The organism is Streptomyces himastatinicus ATCC 53653 (assembly GCF_000158915.1).
GTDB lineage: Bacteria > Actinomycetota > Actinomycetes > Streptomycetales > Streptomycetaceae > Streptomyces > Streptomyces himastatinicus.
Genome location: NZ_GG657754.1, coordinates 1,494,191 through 1,496,253, shown reverse-complemented (window position 1 = coordinate 1,496,253; position 2,063 = coordinate 1,494,191). Strand labels below are relative to the sequence as shown.

Genomic DNA, 2,063 nt, shown 5'->3' with positions numbered 1-2,063 from the left:
ACACCGACCCGGCCACCGACGCGCCCGGCCTGGAGGCCGCCGGGCGGGTGTACGCGCGGCGCAGCTCCACCGGGGCGACCAAGGACGCGCGCCGGCTGGCCGGTTCGACGACCGGCATCATCGGCAAGGCCGTCGCCTTCCTCGTCGACTCCGGGTTCCTCCAGCGCACCGGGGACGAGTCCGGCGGCACGTACCGCACCACCGCCCGCTACCAGCTCCAGGTGCGCGACATGGCGGCCGGTGCCGCCATGTCCGAGCTGCTCGCGCTCGGCGTGGTGCCGGTCGGCGACGGCAGCGCCACGCTGCTGCCGCCGGAGGAGGGCGACGCCCTCGACCTCGTCGCCGACGCCGGTCTGCCGTTCCACTCCTGACCCCGCCTCGTCAAACCCCGACCAGCCTCCGACCCACCTCCGACCCACCTCCGACAACGAGAGTCCGCCGCCATGTACGAGCTGTCCCGGATCCGCCTCTACTCCATCGGGCCGGCCGGTGCGCGCTATGCCGACACCGTGCTGGACCTGCGCGGAGTCGGCGACCCGGTGCCCAGCCCCGCGCCGACCCAGGCGGAGTTCTTCGAGGACGAGCCGGTCGGCCCGCCGCGCCGCCCCGCCCCCGCCGGGGTGCTCTTCCTGGAGAACGGCGGCGGCAAGTCCGTCCTCCTCAAGCTGATCTTCTCGGTCATGCTGCCCGGCCACCGGAACACGCTCGGCGGCGCCAGCTCCGGCGTGCTGCGCAAGTTCCTGCTCGCCGACGACTGCGGGCATGTGGCCCTGGAGTGGCAGCACACGGTCACCGGCGAGTCGATCGTGGTCGGCAAGGTCAGCGAGTGGCGCGGCCGCCAGGTCTCCAACGACCCGCGGAAGTTCGCCGAGGCGTGGTATTCGTTCCGCCCCGGCCCCGGGCTCAGCCTCGACTCGCTGCCGGTCGCCGAGGCCGCCTCCGTGCGCCCCTCCGCGGACGGTGCCTCCACCGCCCGTGGCCGCCGCCGCACCATGAAGGGGTTCCGGGACGCCCTCACCGAGGCGGACAAGGCGTATCCGCATCTGGGCGTCTCCTGGGTGGAGATCCACGAGCGCTGGAACGAACACCTCGGCGAACTCGGCCTCGACCCCGAACTCTTCCGCTACCAGCGCGAGATGAACGCCGACGAGGGCGAGGCGGCCGGGCTCTTCGCCGTCAAGAACGACTCCGACTTCACCGATCTGCTGCTGCGCGCCGTCACCGACACCCGAGACACGGACGGGCTCGCCGACCTCGTCCACGGCTTCGCGCACAAGCTCGGCCGCCGCGCCGAGCTGACCGCCGAGCGCGACTTCACGGCCGGATCGCTGGACCTGCTCCAGCGCATCGCCGACGCCGCCGAGCGCCGCGAGCAGGCGCGCGGGGTGCACGCGGGCGCCGAGCGCCGCACCCGTACGCTCGCCCGGCGGCTCTCGGCGCGCGGCGCCGAGGAGCGGGGCCGCGCCGCCGAACTCGCCCAGCAGGTCGCCGCCGCCGCGCACGCCGTCACCGAGGCGGAGACCGCGCGCGGACGCAGCGACCTGGTGGCCGCCGAACTCGCCTACCGCCACGCCTCGCTGGCCCTCGCCGCCGCCGAGAAGGGCGCCGCCGCCCAGCGCCGCGAACTCAACGACGCCCGCACCCTCCACTCCGCCTGGCAGGCCGCCGAGACGGTGCTCCGCCATCGCGCCGCCGCCGACCGCTCCGCGCGCGTGGCCGCCGCCATCCGCGAGGCCGAGCGGGACGCGGCCCCCGCGCTCGCCGCCCGCGCCAAGGCCGCCGCCGACCTCGTACGCGCCCTGCACGCGGCGGCGGCGGACGGCGAACGGCACGCCAACGAGGAGGAGGAGCGCTCCGCCGCCCTCCAGCAGGCCGGCGAGGCCGCCCACCGCGACGCCACCTCCGCCGCCACCTCCGCCCAGCGCGCCCGCAGCGACGCCGAGCACCTGCGGCAGCGGCTCACCGAGGTCGAGCAGGAGACCGCCGAGGCCGTGCGCGCCGGATGGCTCGACGACTCCGCCCCCGACGCCGATCCGGCCCGCGCCGCGCTCGCCGCCAGCGAC

The 2,063-nt window shown here is 76.1% G+C and carries 2 pseudogenes; both read left to right on the top strand.

Features of this window, described 5'->3' with window-relative positions:
* Nucleotides 1-371 (top strand): annotated as a pseudogene (locus tag SSOG_RS05650) (hypothetical protein); the annotation flags it as partial.
* 72 nt (nucleotides 372-443) lie between these two features.
* Nucleotides 444-2,063 (top strand): annotated as a pseudogene (locus SSOG_RS05645) (hypothetical protein); the annotation flags it as partial.